The organism is Methylobacterium phyllosphaerae (assembly GCF_001936175.1).
In the GTDB taxonomy this organism is placed as follows: domain Bacteria; phylum Pseudomonadota; class Alphaproteobacteria; order Rhizobiales; family Beijerinckiaceae; genus Methylobacterium; species Methylobacterium fujisawaense.
Window position 1 is genome coordinate 4,790,934 of sequence record NZ_CP015367.1, and the last position, 19,198, is coordinate 4,810,131.

General features: G+C 71.6%; 18 protein-coding genes. 7 read left to right on the top strand and 11 right to left on the bottom strand.

The window, feature by feature from the left end:
• Positions 1-29: 29 nt before the first annotated feature.
• Both MCBMB27_RS21880 and MCBMB27_RS29770 read left to right on the top strand, forming a co-directional pair.
• Positions 30-3,422, top strand: a complete 3,393-nt coding sequence (locus tag MCBMB27_RS21880) for a hypothetical protein (protein ID WP_075381268.1) — start codon at positions 30-32, stop codon at positions 3,420-3,422.
• Positions 3,419-3,586: a hypothetical protein gene (locus MCBMB27_RS29770; protein ID WP_159020369.1), complete on the top strand. Its 168-nt coding sequence runs from the start codon at positions 3,419-3,421 to the stop codon at positions 3,584-3,586. Before MCBMB27_RS21880 ends, MCBMB27_RS29770 begins: the two co-directional genes overlap by 4 nt.
• 124 nt (positions 3,587-3,710) lie before the next feature.
• Here MCBMB27_RS29770 and fliP read toward each other — a convergent pair whose 3' ends face one another.
• From fliP to MCBMB27_RS21895, 3 genes are read right to left on the bottom strand one after another with little or no spacing between them, the layout of a single operon-like run.
• A complete protein-coding gene (gene fliP / locus MCBMB27_RS21885) occupies positions 3,711-4,475 on the bottom strand; it encodes a flagellar type III secretion system pore protein FliP (RefSeq protein ID WP_043350145.1) in 765 nt (254 codons plus the stop codon).
• 14 nt (positions 4,476-4,489) lie between these two features.
• Positions 4,490-5,557: a flippase-like domain-containing protein gene (locus tag MCBMB27_RS21890; RefSeq protein WP_075381269.1), complete on the bottom strand. Its 1,068-nt coding sequence runs from the start codon at positions 5,555-5,557 to the stop codon at positions 4,490-4,492.
• Between the two features lie 55 nt (positions 5,558-5,612).
• Positions 5,613-6,044, bottom strand: coding sequence for a hypothetical protein (locus MCBMB27_RS21895; RefSeq protein ID WP_043354672.1), 432 nt, complete (start codon positions 6,042-6,044; stop codon positions 5,613-5,615).
• Positions 6,045-6,236: 192 nt separating this feature from the next.
• On the opposite strand from MCBMB27_RS21895, the gene MCBMB27_RS21900 reads away from it, so the two are divergent.
• Entirely contained in the window at positions 6,237-7,547 is a 1,311-nt protein-coding gene (locus MCBMB27_RS21900) for a KpsE/RkpR family capsule polysaccharide export protein (protein ID WP_075381270.1), read from the top strand.
• Between the two features lie 102 nt (positions 7,548-7,649).
• On the top strand, positions 7,650-7,934 hold the full coding sequence (locus MCBMB27_RS21905; protein ID WP_043347393.1) for a hypothetical protein: 285 nt from the start codon (positions 7,650-7,652) through the stop codon (positions 7,932-7,934).
• Between the two features lie 109 nt (positions 7,935-8,043).
• Here the strand turns inward: MCBMB27_RS21905 and flbD are convergent, their stop codons facing one another.
• From flbD to MCBMB27_RS21945, 8 genes are all read right to left on the bottom strand, one after another.
• Positions 8,044-9,405 (bottom strand): sigma-54-dependent transcriptional regulator FlbD, encoded by a 1,362-nt coding sequence (gene flbD, locus MCBMB27_RS21910; protein ID WP_043386056.1) that lies wholly within the window; start codon positions 9,403-9,405, stop codon positions 8,044-8,046.
• 93 nt (positions 9,406-9,498) lie between these two features.
• Entirely contained in the window at positions 9,499-9,831 is a 333-nt protein-coding gene (gene fliN / locus MCBMB27_RS21915) for a flagellar motor switch protein FliN (protein WP_012321962.1), read from the bottom strand.
• Positions 9,832-9,841: 10 nt separating this feature from the next.
• Entirely contained in the window at positions 9,842-10,453 is a 612-nt protein-coding gene (locus MCBMB27_RS21920) for a FliH/SctL family protein (RefSeq protein ID WP_043347399.1), read from the bottom strand.
• The gene (locus MCBMB27_RS21925) at positions 10,450-11,508 is read right to left on the bottom strand and encodes a flagellar motor switch protein FliG (protein ID WP_075381271.1); all 1,059 of its coding nucleotides are present in this window, start codon (positions 11,506-11,508) and stop codon (positions 10,450-10,452) included. Before MCBMB27_RS21925 ends, MCBMB27_RS21920 begins: the two co-directional genes overlap by 4 nt.
• Before the next feature lie 25 nt (positions 11,509-11,533).
• The gene (gene fliF, locus MCBMB27_RS21930; protein ID WP_043347402.1) at positions 11,534-13,162 is read right to left on the bottom strand and encodes a flagellar basal-body MS-ring/collar protein FliF; all 1,629 of its coding nucleotides are present in this window, start codon (positions 13,160-13,162) and stop codon (positions 11,534-11,536) included.
• A gap of 370 nt (positions 13,163-13,532) precedes the next feature.
• Positions 13,533-13,808: a CtrA inhibitor SciP gene (sciP, locus tag MCBMB27_RS21935; RefSeq protein ID WP_007569077.1), complete on the bottom strand. Its 276-nt coding sequence runs from the start codon at positions 13,806-13,808 to the stop codon at positions 13,533-13,535.
• 91 nt (positions 13,809-13,899) lie between these two features.
• Positions 13,900-14,589: a flagellar hook assembly protein FlgD gene (locus MCBMB27_RS21940; RefSeq protein WP_043386058.1), complete on the bottom strand. Its 690-nt coding sequence runs from the start codon at positions 14,587-14,589 to the stop codon at positions 13,900-13,902.
• 89 nt (positions 14,590-14,678) lie between these two features.
• Positions 14,679-16,166 (bottom strand): flagellar hook-length control protein FliK, encoded by a 1,488-nt coding sequence (locus MCBMB27_RS21945; RefSeq protein WP_236952782.1) that lies wholly within the window; start codon positions 16,164-16,166, stop codon positions 14,679-14,681.
• A 333-nt stretch (positions 16,167-16,499) separates the two neighbouring features.
• On the opposite strand from MCBMB27_RS21945, the gene mnmA reads away from it, so the two are divergent.
• Genes mnmA through MCBMB27_RS21960 form a run of 3 tightly spaced genes read left to right on the top strand, consistent with a single transcriptional unit; the run spans position 16,500 to position 19,124 of the window.
• Entirely contained in the window at positions 16,500-17,654 is a 1,155-nt protein-coding gene (mnmA, locus tag MCBMB27_RS21950) for a tRNA 2-thiouridine(34) synthase MnmA (protein ID WP_075381272.1), read from the top strand.
• A gap of 25 nt (positions 17,655-17,679) precedes the next feature.
• Complete coding sequence (locus MCBMB27_RS21955) at positions 17,680-18,333, top strand: class I SAM-dependent methyltransferase (RefSeq protein ID WP_043357432.1); 654 nt, start codon at positions 17,680-17,682, stop codon at positions 18,331-18,333.
• Positions 18,330-19,124 carry a TVP38/TMEM64 family protein gene (locus tag MCBMB27_RS21960; RefSeq protein WP_053610826.1) on the top strand — a complete coding sequence of 265 codons (795 nt, stop codon included), beginning with the start codon at positions 18,330-18,332 and terminating at the stop codon, positions 19,122-19,124. The genes MCBMB27_RS21955 and MCBMB27_RS21960 overlap by 4 nt, the downstream gene beginning before the upstream one ends.
• Positions 19,125-19,198 lie beyond the last annotated feature (74 nt).

The following is a 19,198-nucleotide window of genomic DNA, read 5'->3' on the forward strand; positions in this document are numbered from 1 at the left end:
CCGCGCGCCGGGTTCGGATCGGCGAGGCGATGGGATCGGTGGGCGGGCGACCCCGGGTCGGTCGAGGACGTGGCGTGCGGCTGCTGACGACGGCGTCGCTGGCGCTGCTTGCCCTTCTGGCGGCGATCGACCCGGTCCTGGCCGCACGGCTGATCGGCGCGAAGGGCAGCGAGAGCGGCAACGGTGCCGGCGGTTACGGCCGGATCGTGTTCACCTTCGACAAGCCGGTCGCGATCAAGACCAAGCTCGCCGGCGGCGTGCTGCTCGTCGGCTACGGCGAGCGGATCGCGGCCGGGCCCGAGCACCTCGCCGACGACATGCCGGCTTTCGTCGCCAGCGTCCGCCGCGATCCTGACGGGACGGGCCTCCGGCTCGCCCTGCAGCGGCCTTACCAGGTCAACGTCCAGACGGCCGGCGAGCGAGTGTTCGTGGACCTGCTGCCGGAGGGCTGGTCCGGCCTGCCGCCGCCGCTCCCGCCGGAGGTGATCGCCGAACTCGCCCGCCGGGCCCGTGCCGCCGAGGAGGCGCTCAGGGCGCGCATCCCGGAACCCGTGCGCCGGCCGCTGTCGCTCGAACTGGCGCGGCTTCCGACCTTGACGCGGCTGTCGCTGCGCCTGCCCGCCGAGGCCGTCTCAACGGTGACCGCCGAGGGGCCGGCGACGCGGGTGCGGGTGGTTGGGGCCTGGACCATCGACACGGGCGAGACCCGCGGCCGTCCGAGGCCGGGCATCGCCAAGCTGGCCACGGAGATCGACGCGAGTTCGGCGAGCCTGCTCGTCACCCCCGAGGACGGGTTCACGATCGGCACCGAGCGCGAGGACGGCGCCATCATCGTGGACGTGGTCCGGCGCAAGCCGCCGGAGCCGGCGACGGCCGCCGTCGACGTGCCGGGGCCAGCCGCTGCGACAGCGTCGCCGCCGATCCCGGTCCCGGTCCCGCCGCGCCAGGCGGCGCCGGCCGCTCCGCCCCGGCCTCCCGAGGCACCGCCGAAGCGCCGTGCCGGCGGCGGCCTGGTCTTCCCGTTCCAAACCCTGCCGCCGGCCGTCCTGTTCGAGCGCGGCGGCGTCGCGACCCTGGCCTTCGAGACCGCCGAGCCGGTGACCCTGCCGCCGGCGAGCCAGGGGCTCGCGCCAATGGGGCCGCCCGCCCGGAGCGGCCCGCTCACGGTGATGCGGTTTCCCGTCCCGCCCGGACGCCTCGTCGATCTCAGCGCCGTCACCACCGCCAGCGGAGTCGCCTGGGAACTCTCGGCGGGCGAGACGCTGAGTCCGAGCGACACGATCGATCCCGTCCGCAAACCCGATCCGTCCGGCCGCATGGCCGTCACCCTGGCGCTGCCGCATCCCGGTTCGGCGACGTGGCTCACCCTCGACAACGAGCGGATCGCGGTGGTCACCTCGGCCGCGCAGCGCCCGGTCGGCAACCCGAAGAGCCGCCGCTTCGTCGATTTCGAGATCCTGCCGAGCCGGCACGGTCTCGCGGTGCTGGCCGGCGCCGACGATCTCGCCGTGCGGCCCGAGCTCGAGAGCGTCTCGATCGGCCGTGAGGGCGGTCTCGCCGCCTCCATGGCGGCCCGCAAGCCGGAAGCGGTGCTCGCGGATGCGGGTGCGCTTGCGATCGCGAAGGAGCCCTGGGAGCGTGCCCGGATGGGCAACGTCCGCGAGACCCTGCGCGGCCTCTTCGACGCGGCCGTCGCTGCGACGCCATCCGAGCGCGGTCCGGCCCGCCTCGCTTTGGCGCGTGCGGATCTGGCCAACGGCCTCGACTACGAGGGCCTCACGGTCCTCGAGATCGCGGCCGCCGACGATCCGCTCCTGGCCTCCCAGCGCGAGACGGCCATCCTGCGGGGCATGGCCCTGGTGCGGATCGGCCGGAACGCGGAGGCGCTGAAGGCCCTCAGCGTGCCGCCCCTGGCCGATGATCGCGAGGCCGCCCTGTGGCGGGCGATGGCGGCAGCGGGTGCGGGCGACTGGAAGGCGGCGGAAGCCGGCTTCCTCAAGGTGCTGCCGCTGGCCAGTGGCTATCCCACGGATGTGGCGCAGCTGATCCGGGCGAGCGCGGCGGAATCGGCGATCGAGAACGGCGATGCCGAGACCGCCGCCGCCCGGGCCGAGGCAGAGCGTCATCTGGCGCCCTGGATCCGGGACCGCTTGGCCCTGGTCCGCGCCCGCGTGGCCGAGGCGACCGGCCAGACCGAGGCGGCCCTCGACGCCTATGCCCGCCTGGAGGATTCAGCCGTGCGGCCGGTCTCGGGCGAGGCCGCCCTCAGGGGGGCGCTCCTGGCTCGGGCTTCCGGCAAGCTGGCCCTCGATGCCGCCACCGAGCGGCTGGAGCGGCTCGCCCTGACCTGGCACGGCGGCCCCGTCGAGGACGGCATCACGGCCGGCCTCGCCCGCCTCTACCTCGACGCGGGCCGGTGGCGGGACGCCTTCACGGTGGTGCGCCGGGCCAATGCCTCCGCGCCCAACGCCCCCACCACGGAGGCCCTGACGCGGGAGGCGCAGATGGCCTTCGAGAACCTGTACCTCACCGACAAGGGCGACAAGCTCTCCGGGATCGAGGCCGTGGCGCTCTTCTTCGACTTCCGGGAGCTGAGCCCGATCGGGCGGCGCGGCGACGCGGTGGTGCGCCGGCTGGCCGACCGCCTCGTGGGCCTCGACCTCCTCGATTCCGCCGCCGACCTCCTGAAGTACCAGATCGACAACCGCCTCACCGGCCCGGCGCGGTCCGCCGTGGCGACGCGGCTCGCGACGGTGCGGCTGATGGACGACAAGCCGATGGAGGCGCTCAAGGCCCTCGACGCCACCGAGCTGCCCGAGCTCCCGGGCGAGCTCAGGCGCGCCCGCGGCCTGATCCGCGCCCGTGCCCTGTCGGACCTGACCCGGACCGACCTCGCCCTGGAGACGATCGACGGCGAGAGCGGCCCGGATATCGACCGGCTGCGCGCCGACATCTACTGGGGCGCACGCCGCTGGCGCGAGGCCGGCGAGGCCCATGAGGCGCTGCTCGGCGATTCGTGGCAGTCCGGCCAGCCGCTGGACGATCAGGCGCGCGCCGACGTGATCCGCGCCGCGATCGCCTACGATCTCGCGCACGAGGCCATCGGCCTGGAGCGGCTCAAGGCGAAGTTCTCGGAGGCCATGGCGGCGAGCCCGGACGCCCGCACCTTCGCGCTCCTGACCGGCATGGACCCGACCCGGGCGCCGGGCTTCCGGGACATCGCCGCGCGCGCCACGAAGGCCCAGACCCTGTCGGCGTTCCTGGCCGAGTATCGCAAGCGCTACCCGGACGCCGCCACACCCGCGCGCGGCGGGCCGGACGCACCCGGCGCGAGCGGCGAGGCGTCCCAGGAAGCTCCGCAGGCAGGCGGGGCGGGCGGCCAGCAGAGCAGCGCCGGATCGCCCGGCGCGCCGCCCGGGTGAGCCGGCCCGTCGGGATCGATCCGGACGCCTTCCTGACGACCGACGACGGTCGCGTCTGCACGCCCGAACGGAAGGCCGAGCGGCGCGAGATCCTGTGCGGCCTGCAGGGCGCCGGCACGTCGACCGGGATCGCCCGGCAGAGGCCGCAGGCCGGCCGCGTCTAGGCCGATGCCGCGCGGCCCGTCAGGCGACTCCGCGCACCGATCCCCGCCATCGCGCGATCCTGCGGTGTCGCCGCGGAGGCCGTCCGGATTTGCCCGGATCGTCGACGGCCGGTCGCGGCTGCCGTCATCCGCCGTAGCTCTGGACCAGCGAGCCGGCGACCAGGGTCCAGCCGTCGACCAGCACGAAGAAGATCAGCTTGAACGGCAGGGCGACCGTCGCCGGTGGGACCATCATCATGCCGACGGCCATCAGGACCGACGCGACCACGAGGTCGATGATCAGGAACGGGATGAACAGCAGGAAGCCGATCTCGAAGGCACGGCGCAGTTCCGAGATCATGAAGGCCGGGGTCACGATTTCCAGGCCGACATCCTCCGGGCCCTTCGGGGCCGGCACCTTGGCGAGGTCGAGGAACAGCTTCAGGTCCTTCTCGCGCACATTGCGCAGCATGAAGGTCTTGAACGGCGCCGAGGCGCGCTCGAACGCCTGCGCCTGCGTGATCCGGCCGGCGACCAGCGGCTCGATGCCGGCGCTGTAGGCCGCGCGGCCCGTGGGGGCCATCACGAAGGCGGTCAGGAACAGCGCTAGGCTGACCAGCACCGCGGTCGGTGGCGCCGTCTGGGTGCCCAGCGCCGACCGCAGGATCGACAGCACCACGACAATGCGGGTGAAGGCCGTGGCCATGACCAGCACCGACGGGGCCACCGCCAGGACGGTGATCAGCGCCACGAGCTGCAGGGCGCGCTCGGTGGTGCCGCCGGCGCCCAGATCGAGGGTGACGCTCTGCGCGAGGGCGGGGCCGGCGGCGAGCAGACCGCCGGCGAGTCCGGCCAGGGCGAGCAGCCGCAGGCGCGGCTTCGGGACAAGGGCCGCCGGGCGAGGCGGCACGGGACGATTCTGGGTCACGGATTGTCGCAGCTGGGTGTGGCCGGACGCACCCCGGCCCGGCGCGCTTCGAGGTTCTGCCAGACGAGGAGCGCCGGCAGGCCGAGCACCACGTCGGGCACCCGGCGGGCGAGCGAAAGGGCGAGGGCGGTGCCGGCATCGATGCCGAACAGACCGCAGACCAGGACGAGCCCGCCCTCCTGCACACCGAGGCCGCTCGGGACCGGAAAGGCTGCGGCCTTGATCGCCTGGCTGAGCGCCTCGATCACCAGGATGTCGGCCAAGCCGACATGATCCACGCCGATGCAGGCGAGGACGACGGCGACCTCTGCCGTGCCGAGCAGCCAAGCCAGCGCGTGCAGGACGAAGGATTGGGCCAGGTGACTCCGTCGGCTCGGCGCCCAGATCGTGTCCAGAGCCCCCTGGATCCGCCGGGGCGGCTCGGGGCGCGCCTCGGTCTCGCGCACGAAGCGCCGGCCGAGGGCGGTGAGCCGATCCTCGATCACCCGCACGATGCCGATCCGCTGGAGGGCGAAGAACGCCGCGACCACCAGACCGGCCACCGCCAGCGTCCGCAGCGTCCAGCTGGCGAGCGCAGCCGCTTCGGCGCCCTGGACCCGGCTCAGGAGGCCCGCGCCGAGACTGGCGAACAAAGCGAGGGTTCCGACCTGGAAAAGCAGGTCGGCCAGGACCGAGGCCGCCGCCAGGGACCCGGCAACACCCCAGAAGGTGAGGAGGCGTGCCCCGAGAACGTCTCCGCCCACCGAGGCGACGGGCAGCAGAACGTTGATGCCTTCGCGGACGAAGCGCAGGATCAGACAGGCCGGGCCGGCCGGGGGCGGCAGCCCGTCGAGGATGCGCGCCCAGGCGAGGCCGCAGAGGAGGATCACGAGGATCCGCACCAGCGTGACGCCGGCGAAGCCCGCGAAGCCGATCCGCCCGAAGGCCGTGGCCACGGCGGCCAGATCGTTGGTCGCCACGAGCCAGACGGCGAGACCGAGGCCGATCAGGGTACCGATCAAGGGGAGGCGACGCAGCACGGCGTGGGCTGCCCGCCGCTTCCGGGAAACGTGGTTGCCGGTCACGGTGCGGGGGCCTCGCGTCGAGAGGCGGGCAAGAGCGCGCTCCAGGTTGTGCCGGTCAGCGGACCGGCGGCGATTCGTCGGATGGTATCGCCGCTAGAGCGGTATTGGGGCCGAATTCGGGGATTGCACGGCGGGGCAGGACGGGATCGAGTACGGCGGCACGCGCTTCGGCCGGGCCGGCGGCGGGATCGAGCAGGAAAACGCGGCCCGCAGCCAGGCTCGCGCCGGTGGCGACCGCCACCGCGCGCTTGGGGCAGGGGCCGAGGCAGCCCGATTCCACGACACAGAGCTTCCTCCGGCGGCCGGCTCCCCCGTCCTGGACGGTCTGCTTTCCGGCCTTTTTCAGCAGGGCACGGAGGTCTCGGCCGCGCAGACCCTGCCGCTTGGCGCATTTGGAACAGACGACGACGATCTCGGTGAGCTTGGTCTTGGCCGAACGGCCGGTCGGGCGGCCATCCACGCCCGGGACATGGGGTTCTGTCATCATCCAGAGACTGTAGGACGCGATACCCGGTGCGGGCTACGGCGCCTGTCGCCGCGGTGCAGCGACGGGCGGAGCGGCCAAGCCGGGTGCCATAAAAAGGGCCTAAAAGAACGGGATTCCGGTTATCGCGCACGGGCCGCCCCTCGGCCGGCGCCGCGGCAGCGGAACCGGCGCAGACCCAGGAACAAAGAGCGGATGAGCTTCGACGACGTCAAGGACGACACGCGCGAAGGCGAGATCGTGACGTTCGCCGCACCGACGATGACCGAGTTGCGGCGGAGCGCGGAGACGATCCGGCCGGTGCCGGAGAAGCGCACCGCACGAGCGCTCGTCGCCTCGGTCCGTGAGCGCCTGGACTGGACCCGTCTGCCCGGTCTGCGCCCGCGGCAGGAGGACACGTCGAGCTACTGCGCACGGATCATCCGCCGGATCGGCTTCTTCGTGCTTTTGCCCACCCTGGTGGTCGGCCTCTACCTGTTCGCCTTCGCGTCCAACCAGTACGTCGCGGAGGCCCAGTTCGCGGTCCGCGGCAATGTTGAGCCGATGGAGAACATCTCGCTCGGCCAGTACACGAACCTGATCCAGAAGCATAACAGCCAGGACAGCTTCATCGTCCGCGACTACATCAACAGTCAGACCCTGGTCGAGGCTCTCGAGAAGAGCATCGGCATTTCCAAGATGTTTTCGCGGTCCGAGGCGGATTTCTGGGCGCGCTTCGATCCGACCGATCCGATTGAGGATCTCACCAAATACTGGCGCAAGCACGTCGAGGCGCATATCGACTCGATCTCAGGCGTGATCCGGCTGTCCGTGCTCGCCTTCACACCCGAGGACGCCCTGACCATCGCCCGCGCGGTGGTGTTGCGCTCTGAGGCTCTGATCAACGACATCTCGAAGCGGGCGCAGTCCGACATGGTCGCCCAGGCCGAGGCGGACGCCAAGGTCGCGCAGGACCGTCTGCGCAAGGCGCATCTCGCGCTGCAGGCCTTCCGCAATCAGTGGGGCGTGATCGATCCGATCAAGTCAGCGGAGGGAACGCTGACGGCCCTGACGTCCCTGCGGAAGGACAAGCTGAAGGCCGAGAACGACCTGCAGGTCCTGCGCGGCTCCAATCTGGACGAGCGGTCGCGCTCGATCCAGACGCTGGTGGCCAACATCGCGGCCATCGACCAGCAGATGAAGACGCTCCAAGACGAGATGACGAGCGCCACCGCCGGCGCGGGCGGGCAGAACCTGACCGAGGCGCTGCTCCAGTACGAGGGCCTGCTGGTCGAACGGACCATCGCCGAGAAGCTCGAGGAATCAGCCCACACCCTCCTCGACCGGGCCCGCGTCTCTGCCAGCAAGCAGCACATCTTCCTGGCCACCTTCGTGCCTCCGGTCCTTCCCACCGACAGCCTCTATCCCGAGCGGGGCCATACCCTGCTGGTGGCGTTCTTCTGCTTCCTGGTGATCTGGAGTTCGTCCGCGCTCCTGCTCGCAGGCATCCGCGACCAGAGGATGTAGCCGCGGTCGCGGCTCCCGGATCTGGATCCGGGGCGGCGCGGTCTGTAGAGGGAGGCGGCCCGGCCTTTCGGGCGTCCCAGAATGAGCGAACGCTAACACGCCATGTCGGATTTCTCCGATCTCGTCGCGAAGGCGATCCAGCCGTCGATGACCCGTGAGGAGCGCGAGGCGGTCTACACGGTGGTGCGGCAGGCCGTGCTCCGGTTGCAGGAGCGGGAGGCGCTGCCCGCCGACGATCCGCGGGTGGCCCTCCAGCGCCACCTGGTCGAGGAGACGATCCGCGACGTGGAGGGCGACGTGGCCCGCTACGAGTCGCTGCGCAAGCTCGACGCGGCCTTCGCGGCCCAGACCGAGGCCCACAAGGCGGCGCAGAGCGGGCGGCGCTAGGACCGTTCACCACCGCGTCGAGACACCGCCATCCGCATCGATTCCGGGCCGGATTTCCGCCGAGCGGCAGCGCGCCTGAGCGGGGATCGGTCCCGCGACCCCTGGCGCGTCAGCCGCAGGCGACACTCGTCCGGACGCTCCCGGGCTCGGCCACTTCGAGCCCTGCCGAGACGTATTCGTTGAGCTTGTTGCGCAGGGTCCGGATGGAGATGCCGAGGATCCGGGCGGCGTGAGTCCGGTTGCCGAGGCAATGATCCAGGGTGTCGAGGATCAGGTCGCACTCGACCTGCGCCACGGTCCGCCCCACCAGCCCGCGGGTGGCGGCCTCGGCGACCTGCGCGGCGCGCGCGGCCGGTCCCTCGGCCGCGAAAGTCTCGCCGTCGGGCGAGAGAATCGCCTCCGGGCCGATCGTGTCGCCCGAGGCGAGCAGCACCGCCCGGTGAAGGGTATTCTCCAGCTCGCGGACGTTGCCGCGCCACGGGTTCTTCAGCACCAGGGTCCGGGCTTCCGGAGAGAGCGGGCGGACCGGCATCCCGTTCACCGCGGCGTATTTCCGGGCGAAGTGGGTGGCGAGTTCGATGATGTCGGCCGGGCGCTCCCGCAGGGGCGGCAGCCGCAGGGCGACGACGTTGAGCCGGTAGAGCAGATCCTCGCGGAACGTGCCCTTCCGGACTTCCTCGGCGAGGTTGCGGTTCGAGGTGGCGAGCACGCGGATGTCGACCCGCACCGGCGCCGTGCCGCCGACCCTGTCGATCACCCGCTCCTGGAGGGCCCGCAGCAGCTTCGCCTGCAGGCGCACGTCCATCTCGGAGATCTCGTCGAGGAGCAGCGTGCCGCCATTGGCCTCCTCGAACCGGCCGATCCGTCGGGCGACCGCCCCCGTGAACGCCCCCTTCTCGTGGCCGAACAGCTCGGATTCGAGCAGCGCCTCGGGGATCGCCGCGCAGTTCACCGACACGAAGGGCTTGCCCGCCCGGTTGGACTTCTGGTGGACGTGGCGGGCCAGCACCTCCTTGCCGGTGCCGCTCTCGCCGGTGATCAGCACCGAGGCTTCGGAGCGCGCGACCTGCTCGGCGAGCTTGACCACCCGCTCCATGGACGGGTCGCGCCAGACGAAGGCCGCGCGATCCGTGGCGACCGCCTCCAGCACCGCGGCGATCATCTCCGGGTCGGGGGGGAGGGGGATGTACTCCTTGGCGCCGGCCCGGATCGCCGCCACGGCGGCCGACGCGTCCGCCGACACGCCGCAGGCGACCACGGGCGTGCGGATCCGCTCCGCCTCCAGGGCGGTGACGAGCTCGCGGATCGGCAGCCCGACATCGATCATGATCAGGTCGGCGCCCCGGGCGCGCAGGACGTTGAGGCCCTGCGGCACGGCATCGGCCTGCGTCACCGACGCGCCGCGCTGCATGCAAATCTTCGAGGCGGTGATCAGCTCGCCATTGAGCCGCCCGATCATCAGGAGCCGCATGGTTCGTCCCTCTCAAACATCCTGGCGCGGGTTAAGCGCCGAACTGGCCTGCGGCCGTCGCCGGCGCCCGGGCCACATTCTCGGTCGCCCGGGTCATTCACCCTTGACGATCTCGGTCATCGTCACACCGAGCCGATCCTCCACGAGGACGACCTCGCCGCGGGCGACCAGCCGGTTGTTGACGAACACGTCGATCGCCTCGCCGACCTTCCGGTCGAGTTCGAGAACCGCCCCGGGCGCCAGCCGCAGCAGGTCGCCGATCGGCATCCGGGCCGAGCCCAGGACCGCCGAGACCATGACGGGCACGTCGAAGAGCTGCTCCAGGTCGGCGGCGGTCTTCGGGGTGGTGGGCGCGTCGCGGATCGAGCCCGCCGCGTAGTCGGTGTCGTGCTCGCCGAGCTGGGGCAGGCTGAAATCGTCGGACATCAGGATCTCCTCACAGGCTCGTCGGCAGGCCGAGGGCGTCCAGCACCGCCGCCTCGATGCGGGCGCGCTCGCGGACGATGCCGCCGTCCGCCCACTCGATGCGGGCGTCGCCCGCCGCCATGTCGGGGTCGCCGAGGACGACGAGGCGGCCCTCGTAGCCGCGCTCGCGGGCGAGGCGCTTCACCAGGGTCTCGACCTCCTCGACGAGGCTGTCGTGCACCCGCACCACCAAGTGCGGCACGCCGCGCAGATGCTGGAGCGCCGTCCGGGCCGCCTCGCCGATGCCGGCGAGCGGGGCGGCATCGAGGGCGTCGCCCGCCACCTTGCGGGCGATCAGCATGGCCACCTCGACCGCTTGCGCCTCGCGCTCGGTGTCGCGGGCGTCGGCCTGGGCGATCAGGCCCGCGGCGGCGAGCGCCAGGCGGGTCATGGCGTCGGCGAGCCGCCCCTGGACCTGCGCCTCGGCCTGGGCGCGTCCCTCCTGCAGGCCGCGGGCATGCGCCTCGGCCTCGGCGCGGAGCGCGGCCTCGGCGGCGCGCTGGGCCTCGGCGCTCGGGCGGGCGCTGCGGAAATCGGTCTCGAACAGGAACGGCTTGGCGCTCCGGGCGGATTGGGCGCTCAATAGATCAGCTCCTCCTCGGCGCTATTCTTGGCGATCATGATCTCGCCCTTTTCGGCGAGGTCCTTGGCGATCTCGGTCATCTTCGCCTGGGCCTCGTCGACCTCCTTGAGCCGGACCGGCCCGAGGGCGGCCATCTCGTCGGTGAGGTTCTTGGCAGCCCGGGTCGACATCTGCTGCATGAAGAAGGCCCGAGTCCTCTCGTTGCCGCCCTTCAGGGCGCGGCACAGGGTGTCGTTGTCGACCGAGCGCATCAGCGTCTGGACGCTGCCGGGATCGAGCTTCAGCAGGTCCTCGAAGGTGAACATCAGCTCGCGGATGCGCTTGGCCGAGCCGCGGTTGGCCTGGTCCAGGGCGGCGAGGAAGCGGCCTTCCGTCTGCCGGTCGAAGGCGTTGAACACGTCGGCCATCATCTCGTGGGCGTCGCGGCGCTGGGTCTGGGCGATGGTGGAGACGAACTCGACCCGCAGGGTCTCCTCGATGTGGCGCAGCGCCTCCTTCTGCACCGTCTCCATGCGCAGCATCCGGTTGAGGCAGTCGATGGCGAAATCCTCGGGCAGGATGGTGAGCACCTTGGCGGCGTAGTCGGCCCGCACCCGCGACAGCACCACCGCCACGGTCTGCGGGTACTCGTTGCGCAGGAACGAGGCGAGGATCTCCGGGTCGACCTGGGCGATCGAGGCCCAGACGCGCTTGCCCGACGCGCCCTTGATCTCCGCCATGATCAGCGAGACCTGGTCGCTCGGGAAGATCTTGAGGAGCAGCGCCTCGGTCCGCTCGAAATTCGACGAGATGCCGCCGCTGTTGCCGAGCTTCGTCACGAACTCGATGATCAGCTTCTCGACGGTCGTCGCCTCCAGCGTGCCGAGCTGGACCATCGCGGCGCTGACCTTCTTGATCTCCTCCTCTTCGAGCGCCTGCCAGATCGGCGCGCCTTCCTCCTCACCGAGCATCAGCAGGAGCGCGGCGGCGCGCTGCGGACCGGGCATCGCCGCGAACGAATCGCCGCCCGCCGTCGCCAGCGTGTTCGCCAAACCCTGTCCCGCACCTGCCGCCATCGTGTTGCCCTCGACGCCCTACGCTTCACTCTTCCTGGATCCAGGTGCGCAGCACCTCGACGGTCTCGGACGGGCTCGCCCGGACCATGTCGACCACGCGCTGGACCGTCTCGGCCTGGACCTGGCCGTTGATCTTGGCGAACTCCATCAGCCGTGCGGTCGGATTGTCGCGGTCGATGACCGTCACGGTCCCGCTCGGACCCGCAACCACGGCGTCGCCGGGAAAGCCCATGCCGGCCGCGGCCAGAGCCGGCGCCTCCGGCACCGGCGCGAGCACCTGGCGCACCAGGGGGCGGACCACCGTGAGGAGGACGATGAGGGTGAGCAGCGCCAGGACGGCGAGTTCGGCCATCCGCAGCACGTCCTCCTTGGTGGGGGCGAGCAACGACTGGATGAGCGTGGGCTCGGTGAATTGCGGCACGCTCGGCGCCTCCGCGAAGCGCAGGTTCACCACCTCGATCTGGTCGCCGCGGGCCTTGTCGAAGCCGACCGCGCCGCGGACCAGGGCGGTGATCCGCTCGATCTCGGCGGGCGTGCGCGGGCTGTAGGTCTGCTTTCCGTCGGGCGCGGTGGCGTACACCCCGTCGAGGACGACGGCGACCGACAGGCGCTTGATCCGTCCGCCCTCGGCGATCTCGGTCTTCGTCACGCGGGAGATCTCGTAGTTCGTGGTCTCCTCGTTCTTGTTCGTCGCGTCCTTCGGCGTGGGCGCCTTGTCGCCGCCATTGGCGCCGGGCAGCTCGTTGCCGACGCTGACCTGCCCCTCGGCATTGCCGGTGACCGCCGATTCGGTGCGGGTCTGGGCGGAGCGCACGACGCGGCTCTCGGGATCGAAGGTCTCGGAGCGGCTTTCGATCCGGTTGAGGTCGAGTTCGGCGTTGACCTGGACGCGGGCCCGGCCGGTGCCGACGATCCCGGCGACCACGTCCTCGATCTGGCCGCGCAGGCGCCGTTCGAGGGCGGCCTGCCGGTCCTCGAAGCCGCTGGCGACGTCGGTCCCCGCGTCCCGGGCGCCGTCCGCCAGCAGCCGGCCGCGCTCGTCGACGATCGAGACCCGGTCGGGCTTGAGGCCTTCGACCGCGGAGGCCACGAGATGGCGGATCGCCCGAACCTGCCCGGCGTCGAGGTCGCCCATCAGCTTCAGCACGATGGCGGCGCTCGGGCTCTCCCGGTCGCGCTCGAACAGGCGGCGCTCCGGCAGGACGAGGTGGACCCGGGCCGCCTGGACCCGGCCGATCGCCCGGATCGAGCGGGCCAGCTCGCCCTCCAGGGCGCGCAGGTGATTCACGTTCTGCACGAAGTTGGTGGACGAGAACGCATCGCCCTTGTCGAAGATCTCGTAGCCGACCCCGGCCTGGGTCGGCAGCCCCTTGCCGGCCAGATCCATGCGCAGCTTGGCGAGGTCGGGGCGGGGAGCCAGGATCGTCTGCCCGGCATCGCCCCGGGTCTCGTAGCGGATTCCGCGGCTGTCCAGCTCGCGGACCACGGAGGCCGAATCCTGCATCGACAGGTCGGAGAACAGCACGCCCATATCGGGGCGCGAGACCCGCAGGATGATGAACGCGAAGAAGCCGATGAGAGTCAGCGTCACCGCCGCCATGGCGGCGATTCGGGCCGGTCCGAACTTCGTGACGAGATCGAGGACCGGCTTCACGGGAGGATTCGCTGCACTCTAACGCTGGCGGACCCCGGCGGCCCGCTCGGCAGAAATTGCCCAGGTCGTGGTTAGCGAGGCGTTAATGCCGCGCAACCGAGGCCCAAAGGCGGGCGCCGGAACAGCACGAAGCCGCGCCCGGAATCCGGACGCGGCTTCGTGGGTTCTCGGATTCGGGCGATCCACCCCACCGGCGCCGTCGACGTGGTCGCTGCGGGAGTGAGGCCATCGCGTCAGTCCAGGATTGCGAAGCGGAGCCCGTCATCCAGAGCCGCCGACGCGCCGGGTTTCGGCACCCTCGGTCGTGTTGGGGTTCCGGGGGCGTCTGCAGCATCCCGGAACGATGGCGCCCGACAGAGGCGTCGGATAATCAGTGGCGGTAATGCTGGATCCGCGTCGTCCGCAGGCCGGCGAGACCGTGCTGGTCGATGGAGAACTGCCAGCTGAGGAATTCCTCGGTGGTCAGCGTGTAGCGCTTGCACGCCTCCTCCAGGCTGAGAAGGCCGCCGCGCACCGCGGCCACGACCTCGGCCTTGCGCCGGATCACCCAGCGACGGGTGCTCGGGGGCGGAAGATCCGCGATCGTCAGGGGGCTGCCGTCGGGCCCGATCACGTACTTCACTCTCGGGCGGCTCGGTTCGGTCATGATACGCTCTACACTCGACTGACCTGTCGAGCATTGAAGGTACTTGCGCCCGCTTAAGAGATGTTGAAGCGAGTCACTCGGATGTGATTCGTTAAGTGCCACTTGTGGACAACCCGATGGTCTGCACGCTGGACAGCGGCACTTTCTGGGAGCCGATGATCAGCACCGGTGTCGTCCCGCTGAGATCGACCTCGTCGACGGTGCCGGTGAGGCTCGTGTCGACCGCCACGGTGGCGCCGGTGGCGTCGGTGGCCGAGACCTTGATCGAATAGTTCCCATCCGGCGCGGTCAGGCCCGCGGAGGTCTTGCCGTTCCACGTGTAGGCCTGGCTTCCGGCGGTCAGCGTCGTGCTCTGCGTGGCCACGACGTTGTTCTGGGAATCGAGGATCGAGATCACCGCCTTGGAGGCGGCTCGGGCGGGCGTCAGTGTCCAGGAGGCCGAGCCCTTGGACAGCTGCGACGCGCTTCCATCCGCCGTCACGGTCTTGCCGATGTAGCTCGTGGCCGAGGCCGAACTCGCCGATTGCGACGCGCTCAGGATGCTGTCGAGGCGGTCGTTCGATTTGAGCTGCTGCTCGACGCCGGCGAACTGGACCAGCTGCTGGGTGAACTGATTGGTGTCCATCGGATCGAGGGGGTTCTGATTCTTGAGCTGCGTGGTCAGCAGAGTCAGGAACTGCGTGAAGTTGCTGGCGATCTCGGTGGAGTTGCCGCTGCTGCTGCTCGACGACGCGCTCTTCGTCGCCGTCGTGCTGGTGAGGCTGGATATGCCGCTCGTCATGCTGATCTCTCCGGTGCTGCGCCCTGGCGCGGGCCTGGATGCGCGCTGTGTCTGTGTCGGTTCGCGATGCGGGCGCTTGCGCGCGCCGCCTAGATTCTCATGTCGACGCCGCCGTAGCCGCGCAGAAGGCGGATCGGGGCGATGTCCTGGGAGGCCTCGGCCTGATCCTGGGACCAGTTCGCCCCGTTGCTGCGGGGGGAATCCCCCTGCTGGCCGCCGCTGCCGCCCTGGGCGCTTCCGTCGCCCCGCAGCGACAGGTTGATTCCGCCGCCCGAGGGGTCGAATCCCGCCTGGGACAGCGCCTGTTGCAGCTGGCCGGCGTCGCGCTGGAGCAGGGCCAGGGTCTCGGGCCGGTCGACCACGAGGTGGGTCATGACCCGGCCATGCGCCTTGTCGATCTCCAGCTTGACGTCGATGCGCCCGAGTTCGGCCGGATCGAGCCGGATCTGGAACTCGTTCGATCCGCGCAGGGAGCGCAGGCCGATGGTCATCGGCACCTGGCCGATGGGGATGGGCGGATCGGTCTGGACCGGCGCGGCGGTCTGGTTCGGCGCAGCGGTGCCCTCTGCGGCCTTCGTCGTGCCGACGGCCGGGCTCGACGGGACCGGCGGCGTCTGGCCGCCCTGCGGGGCCGGGGGCGTGCCTGAGAGCGGACCTGCGCCCTGTCCCATATCGGCCAGGGCAGTCAGGAAATCCTGGCCGTCCTTGTCCGATGTCGCGACCGCGGAGCCGCCGGCCGCCGGGCCCTCCACCGGGACGGTGCTCTTCCCCACCGAGCCCGGCTCGTTGCCGGCGCCTGCCGCCTTCGCCCCGGAGGGGGTGCCGGCGATGCCCGATACGGCATCACCCGCGGGGCTGCCGACCGGCCCGCCGCTGCCGGGAGCGCTCACGGCCGCGCCCGTTCCGAGGAGCGCTGTCCCGCCGTCCTGCGCGGTCGCCGCGCCGGTGCCCGCGGGCGCCTCGGTCTTGACCGTTCCGGTCGCCGCGCCGCCCTCGGTTAGCGCGGCGATGAGGGCCAGCAGCGAGGCGGCAGGGTCCGAACCGGCGGGCGGGGCGGCGGGCTCGGCCGTCTGCGGCGCCGCAGTCTCAGCCTGCACCGTCGTCTCGGCCTGCGCCGCCTCGGGAGCCGCCGTGTCGCCTGTGGCGGAGGCGCGATCCGATGAGGTCGTGGCAGCCTCGGAGCCCTGTCGTGCGGCGGGTTTCGCCTGGCCCGTCTGTGCGTCGCGCGCCGCGGCCGGCATCCGCGCTTCCGGGCGTGCGTCTGCGGCGGCACGCGGTGCGTCGGCCTTGCCGGTACGCCCCGCCGGAGCCGCCGCCTCCGCCTGTCGGGCGCGGTCGGCCGTCCGGTCCGCGGCGCGGGCCTCGGCCTGCCGTGCCGAATCCTGCGCACGGTCGCCGGCCGCCCGGGCGGCCTGGGCCTGATCGCGCTGATCGGCCTGTCGGGTGCGGGCCGACGCGGCGAGGTCGCGCAGGTCGGCCGTGCGGGCGCGCGTCTCCGCCGCGTCGTCGCGGGCCTGGGCGGCGGTCAGGGCGGCGCCGAAGCGATCCTGCGTCGAATCCCCGGCCCGGGCGGCCACGCCCGCCGCCTCCCAGCCTGACCGCGGGGCAGACGCACTCCGCGCGGACGGAATCCAGGTGGTGACATCCAAACGATCCGCCGCACCGCTCGCCATACCGGACTCCTCTGGGCCGCCCGCAGCAAGCCGCGCGCCACCGGGGTGGCCCGCTAAGATACTGAAAAATATAGTGCTCTTCCGCTGCGCGCGGCGCGGCCCTGATCGAACCTGCCGCCCGATCGGCAGGATCTGCCGGGTGTCGGCGCTGGCCGCCCTGGAAAGCCGGGCGAAGTCCCGCTATAGACGGCCCGTGCAGCCAGGAAGCTTCCGGGCCGGCGGCTGCGGACCCTCGCGATGAACGCCCTCGATCTTCCCAAAGCCCCCCACGAGACGCGCGTCGTCGTCGCCATGTCGGGCGGCGTCGATTCCTCCGTGGTCGCTGGACTGCTGAAGCGGCAGGGCTTCGACGTGGTCGGCGTGACGCTCCAACTCTACGACCACGGCGCGGCGAGCCACCGCAAGGGCGCCTGCTGCGCCGGCCAGGACATCAACGATGCACGGGCTGCGGCGGAGCATCTCGGCATCCCGCATTACGTCCTCGACTACGAGGACCGCTTCCGCGACGCGGTCATCGAAAAGTTCGCCGAGAGCTACCTCGCGGGCGAGACGCCGATCCCCTGCGTCGAGTGCAACCGCACGGTGAAGTTCCGCGATCTGCTGGGCCTCGCCCGGGACCTGAACGCCGACGCGCTGGCCACCGGCCATTACGTGGCGAGCCGGGCGCTGTCGGGCGGCGGCCGGGCGCTCCACCGCGCCCTCGATCCGGCCCGGGACCAGAGCTACTTCCTCTACGCCACCACGACGGAGCAGCTGGCATTCCTGCGCTTTCCCCTGGGCGAGATGGAGAAGACCGAGACCCGCGCGCTCGCGAAGGATCTCGGCCTGTCGCTCGCCGAGAAGCCGGACAGCCAGGACATCTGCTTCGTGCCGCAGGGCCGCTACAGCGACGTGATCGCCCGCCTGCGCCCCGATGCGGCGCGGCCTGGCGAGATCGTCGACCTCGCCGGCCACGTCCTCGGCCGGCACGACGGCATCGTCCACTACACGGTGGGGCAGCGGAAGGGCCTCGGCCTGTCCGGGCCGGAACCGCTCTACGTGGTGCGCCTGGAGCCGGATGCGGCCCGGGTGGTGGTCGGACCGCGCACAGCCCTGGCCACGACCCGGATCCGCCTCTCGGACCTGAACTGGCTCGGCGAGGGCCCGGCCGAGGCCGTGCGCGACCTGCCGGTGGCGGTGCGCGTGCGCTCGACCCGGCCGCCGCGCCCGGCGACACTCACGGTCGGGCCGGACGGCACGGCCGAGATCGTTCTCACCGAGCCCGAGGACGGCGTGTCGCCGGGCCAGGCCTGCGCGATCTACGCGGATGACGGGCCCCGGGCCCGGGTCCTGGGCGGCGGCACCATCCGGCGTGTCGACGCGTTGTCGGCCCGGCCCCGCGAGGCCGCCTGATCTCAACCTCTGGAACCTTCGAACGATGCTGAGCGAGCCGCAGATGGCCGGGCCGAGCACGGCCCTGATGCGCAAGGCCTATGCCCGCTGGGCCCCCGTCTATGACGTGGTCTACGACAAGCTCACCGAGCCCGCGGCCCGCGCCGCCGTCGAGGCGGCGGCCGAGCACGGGCCGCGGATCCTGGAGGCCGGCGTCGGAACCGGGCTGGCGCTGGGCTACTATCCGACATCGAGCTTCGTCTGCGGCGTCGACCTCTCCGAGGACATGCTCAAGCGCGCCCGTGCCAAGGTCCGGCGCCGGAACCTGTCCCACGTGAAGGGGCTGCAGGTGATGGATGTCTGCCACCTGGGCTATGCCGATGCGAGCTTCGACGCGGTGGTGGCGCAGTTCCTGATCACCCTGGTGCCGGATCCCGAGGCCGCGATGTCCGAGTTCCTGCGGGTGGTGCGGCCGGGCGGCGGCATCGTGCTCGCCAACCATTTCGGCCAGAGCGACGGCCCGGTCGCCCGGGTCGAGGAGATCGTGGCCCCGCTCTGCACCAAGATCGGCTGGTCGTCGGACTTCAAGGCGACGCGGATCGAGGCCTGGGCCCGGCGCAACGGCGTCGAGGTCCTGGGATTGAAGCCGACCTTCCCGGGCGGGTTCTTCAAGATCCTGCGGATGCGCAAGCCCGGGTGATCGAGACCGGGAACGCGCCCGTCGGCGAAGAGCGGCGTGACGGACGCTGGAAGCGGCTGCGGCGCTGGCTCCCGCTGGTGCTGCTCCTGACGGTGTCGGCGATCGTCGTGGTCTCCGGCGCCGCCCAGCTCCTGAGCCTCGACCGACTCCTCGCCTCGCGGATCTGGCTGCGCGGCTTCGTCGAGGCCGGCTATCTCCGCGCCTTGGTCGCGGCCTACTGCCTCTATGTCGGGGCCGTGGTCGTGTCGGTGCCGGCCACGCTGATCCTGACGATGGTCTGCGGCTTCCTGTTCGGCATCGTGCCGGGCGCGCTCACCGCGGTCTGCGCGGCCACCACGGGCGCCGCCCTCGTGTTCGCCATCGGCCGGGGGCCGGGGGCCGACCTGCTCCGGCGGATCGGCGGCACGCGCCTCGCCGGGCTGGCCGAAGGCTTCCGGCGCGATGCCTTCGGCTATATCGCGGTCCTGCGCCTCCTCCCCCTGTTCCCGTTCTGGGTGACCAACCTCGCCCCCGCCGCCTTCGGGGTGAAGATGCGGGTCTTCGTCCTCGCGACCTTCCTGGGGCTGCTGCCCGGCGCCGTCGTGTACGCCACCACGGGAGCGGGCATCGAGGACGTCGTCGCCGCCCACGAAGCCGCCAAGGCGGCCTGCCTGGCGGCGGGGGCGGGCGGCTGCGACGACGCCCTGACCCTGCGGGCCCTCGTCACGCCCAAGATGGTGGCGGGCCTCGCGATGCTGGCCGTCTTCGCCCTGGTCAGCGTGCTGCTGAGCCGGCGCGCCAGACGCGGCTGAGAGCGACGCCCGGGATACGCAATCCTCCGCCGGCTGTGTTTTTCCGTGTCTGAGGGCACATGCAACCGCCTGCG